Annotated in this window: 4 protein-coding genes; 3 read left to right on the top strand and 1 reads right to left on the bottom strand. The window is 46.9% G+C overall.

Annotated features, from left to right (window positions below; translation table 11 throughout):
• Both VMW01_10560 and VMW01_10555 read left to right on the top strand, forming a co-directional pair.
• A partial coding sequence (locus VMW01_10560) for a hypothetical protein (GenBank protein HUW06691.1) occupies positions 1-565 on the top strand: 565 nt, incomplete at its 5' end.
• A gap of 4 nt (positions 566-569) precedes the next feature.
• Positions 570-935, top strand: a complete 366-nt coding sequence (locus VMW01_10555) for a hypothetical protein (GenBank protein HUW06690.1) — start codon at positions 570-572, stop codon at positions 933-935.
• Between the two features lie 416 nt (positions 936-1,351).
• Here the strand turns inward: VMW01_10555 and VMW01_10550 are convergent, their stop codons facing one another.
• Complete coding sequence (locus VMW01_10550; protein ID HUW06689.1) at positions 1,352-1,504, bottom strand: hypothetical protein; 153 nt, start codon at positions 1,502-1,504, stop codon at positions 1,352-1,354.
• Positions 1,505-1,845: 341 nt separating this feature from the next.
• On the opposite strand from VMW01_10550, the gene nadB reads away from it, so the two are divergent.
• Positions 1,846-3,426, top strand: a complete 1,581-nt coding sequence (gene nadB / locus VMW01_10545; GenBank protein HUW06688.1) for an L-aspartate oxidase — start codon at positions 1,846-1,848, stop codon at positions 3,424-3,426.
• Positions 3,427-3,512 lie beyond the last annotated feature (86 nt).

Raw genomic sequence — 3,512 nt, 5'->3', positions numbered from 1 at the left:
GCAAGGGAACACCGCCACCCCAATGCAATATTTAAATGATGTAAATAGGGGTAAGAACTATTGGACAGAAGAATACAGCCGAGACCAAGATATGGCTGACTATAAGAAAGACTTAGCAGTATTTCCTAATTCTTTGCGCGGCGAAATGCGCATTGTAATTAAGCACTACTATAGCACGTGGGATAATCCGCTGGGCGAATTCCTAGGAACAACCTCGGCAACCGCTTCATTCCTAGAATGGAGCTACACCAGCGATGCAACCAGCAGCATAGCGCTGAAAGCCGCAAAGGTTATTCCGGGTAGGGGTGTGGTAACGGCAGCGGAGTTAACTAGAATCAGCAAAATTGAAGCGTTTAGGTATGCTCGCTATGCAGGAGATTTTGGGGTAGTTGTTGCTCCACTTGCTATTGTTGCAACGGGAATTAGTATCTATAACAATCCAACAACAGAGAACTGGGTTTTGGGCTCAGCGGATATTGTAATGACAGGAGTATCAATCTTCTTTCCTGTTGCAGGAGTGGTTTACTTTGGTGGTAGATTTATTTATGAAGCTTATAATAACTAGGGTTATGTACAGTAAACTTTTTGCAAGCGCCTGGAAATTGGTTATTAAGGGAAATCAATCCATTACCCCTCAAGTGGGGACATATTTTCTAATTAGCACATTGGAAGTTAGTAATATTGTTTCAACCATCTTGTTGGTGAAATATTTTATAGATTTTAAAACACAACCAGCTAAAATATTGATATATATTTTGCTCATTGGACCTATATTCCTGATGAACTATTTTGTTTTTCTGCACAAGCGGAGGTATCACAAAATGCTGGCAGTCAACAAGGATACAGGGTTGTGGCTTATTGTTAGCTACTTTGTCTTCACACTACTTTTCTGGATTGTGGTGGGGTATCTGAATGTTTTAAAGTATGGGAAATAAGCGGCATTGGTTTGGATGCAGTTGCTGCTGCTCACAAATGCGGCACATAGTAGCCAGCTAGAGTTAGCTTGAGGTGATTCCTAGTTGCTATTGCCAGTAGCAGAAGGATAGTAAAAAATACACCAACCGATGGACTGTTTTGTCTTATAACGCAGCGACGTTTTTCTGGAAAAAGACCTTGAACCTCTTCTTGGTGAGCAGAAGATAATTGTGCAACTGGCTACTTGCTGGTAGGGCAATTTTCAAAATACCTCATCGCCGCTCGCCAGAGTGCATTTTCTTTTAATTGGCGTATTGTCTAATTGCCGTATTGGCACATTTTTCAATTTTCAAATTACCCTGCCGTGCCTTCGGCACTGGGACCACTTTGAACGCTAATTTGCTACCATACTGTCGTCCCTCGCGGGACTGACTTTTCATTGGCATAACCTGTCCGGCCACTGCCGGATTGCCGCATTGAGGTTGTTCTCGAATACGTTACGGCCCAAGTATTCCTTTGTAGCTCCCTCGAACACCGCTACATCAAACTTTAGCTTGGAAAAATCAACGCCAATAAAAATCCTTTTCATAGTTTTGCACCCGCTTTTTATTGGGATTAACCGACAGCTGCCTGCGCCAATACTCTTAATGGTTTATACCAACATTCTATCTGGTGTCTTGCAGCTTGGCTGTGGAAGGTCTAATTCAATGGATAAATTATATTTATGGCACATTATAGTTTACCTTCTGCAGCCGGTTAATCCTCCCTTTTATACAACAAAAGAAGAAAATTAACCTCGCTTATCAAATCATCGTTGCTGGTACAAACCTAAGAGGCACATTGACCCATTGTCACATTCCCCCCCGTCTCACTACTTTCTCTCCCCTTTCTGCAATTTTAACGCTATATTTGCCAAAATTTTTTGCATCCATGAACCGGAAAACGGATTTTCTGGTGGTTGGCTCAGGGATTGGAGGGCTTAGCTTTGCCCTCAAGGTGGCCGACTACGGAAAGGTTATCCTGATAACCAAAAGTGCACTCGACGATACCAATACCGCCTATGCACAGGGTGGGATAGCGGCTGTAACCTATTCGCCCGACGACACCGAAAAGCACGTTAACGATACGCTTATCTGTGGCGCAGGGCTCTGCAACGAGGAGGTGGTGCGCATGGTGGTTACCGAGGCTCCGGAGCAAATTAAGGAGCTCATTCGGTGGGGGGTGAAGTTCGACCGAAATCCCGATGGCCAGTACGACCTAGCGAAGGAGGGTGGGCACTCCGAGCACCGCATACTACACCACAAGGATAGCACCGGAGCCGAAATTGAGCGGGCGCTTATCCGGCAGGTAAAGGCCAACAAGAACATTGAAATACTCGAAAACTTCTTTGCGCTGGAGCTGCTCACGCAGCACCACCTGGGCAAGCTTGTAAAGAAGAACGACAAGGATATTGAGTGTTACGGCGCCTACGTGCTCGACCTAAAGACGCAGAAGGTGTTCACCTTTTTGTCGAAGGTAACGGTGCTGGCAACGGGTGGCACGGGCAACATTTACTATACCACCACCAACCCTCCCGTAGCCACTGGCGACGGTATTGCCATGGTGCATCGGGCCAAGGGCGTAATCGAGAATATGGAGTTTATCCAGTTTCATCCCACCTCGCTTTTCAACCCCGGGGAACGGCCTTCATTTTTGATTACCGAGGCCATGCGTGGCTTTGGTGCCATTCTTCGCACGCAGGACGGGAAGGAGTTTATGCACGACTACGATAAGCGTGGTTCGCTGGCCCCCCGCGACGTGGTGGCCCGCGCCATCGACAACGAGATGAAGATTCGTGGTGAGGACTTTGTTTACCTCGACTGCACCCACAAGAACCCCGACGATATTAAGGCGCACTTCCCAAACATTTACCAGAAGTGCCTCTCCATCGGTATTGATATTACCAAGGATATGATTCCGGTGGTACCTGCTGCCCACTACCTCTGTGGTGGCATTAAGGTGGACATTAATGGGCAAACCACCATTCAAAATCTGTATGCCGTTGGCGAAACTGCTTCCACCGGATTACACGGAGGAAATCGCTTGGCATCAAACTCGCTGGTTGAGGCCATTGTGTATGCCGAGCGAGCTGCAAGAGTCACCATCCAAAATTTTCAGCATTTTGCCCTTCAGGAAGCCATCGCCGATTGGGACCACGAGGGAACCACCCACATGGAGGAGCTGGTGCTCATTACCCAAAACTACAAGGAGATGCAGCAAATAATGAGCAACTACGTGGGTATTGTGCGCTCCAATCTTCGACTCGAAAGGGCCATGAACAGGCTGGAGATAATCTACCGCGAAACGGAGGAGCTCTACAAAAAGTCGATACTTACGCAAAGCCTGTGCGAGCTGCGAAACCTCATTAGCGTAAGCTATCTTATTATCCGTATGGCACAAAACATGCGCGAGAGCCGGGGGCTTCACTACTCTATTGACTACCCTGCCGCCAAAACCGGGTTTGAATTTTAGTAATCAAGAGTTTCCAAGATAGCCATCGCGAGAGCATTAAGCGGTACCAATAAAAGAGAAAACCTCGCAGCGTTTGTAGCTGCGAG

The organism is Williamwhitmania sp., from assembly GCA_035529935.1.
GTDB lineage: Bacteria > Bacteroidota > Bacteroidia > Bacteroidales > Williamwhitmaniaceae > Williamwhitmania.
Note: the sequence above shows the minus strand (reverse complement) of the source record. Positions and strands in the feature narration are given on the sequence as shown.

What these genes read in the sequence shown, in the direction of transcription:
- VMW01_10550 (HUW06689.1), bottom strand. Translation starts at nt 1,504, where the DNA reads ATGAAAAGGATTTTTATTGGCGTTGATTTTTCCAAGCTAAAGTTTGAT.
- VMW01_10555 (HUW06690.1), top strand. Translation starts at nt 570, where the DNA reads ATGTACAGTAAACTTTTTGCAAGCGCCTGGAAATTGGTTATTAAGGGA.
- nadB (HUW06688.1), top strand. Translation starts at nt 1,846, where the DNA reads ATGAACCGGAAAACGGATTTTCTGGTGGTTGGCTCAGGGATTGGAGGG.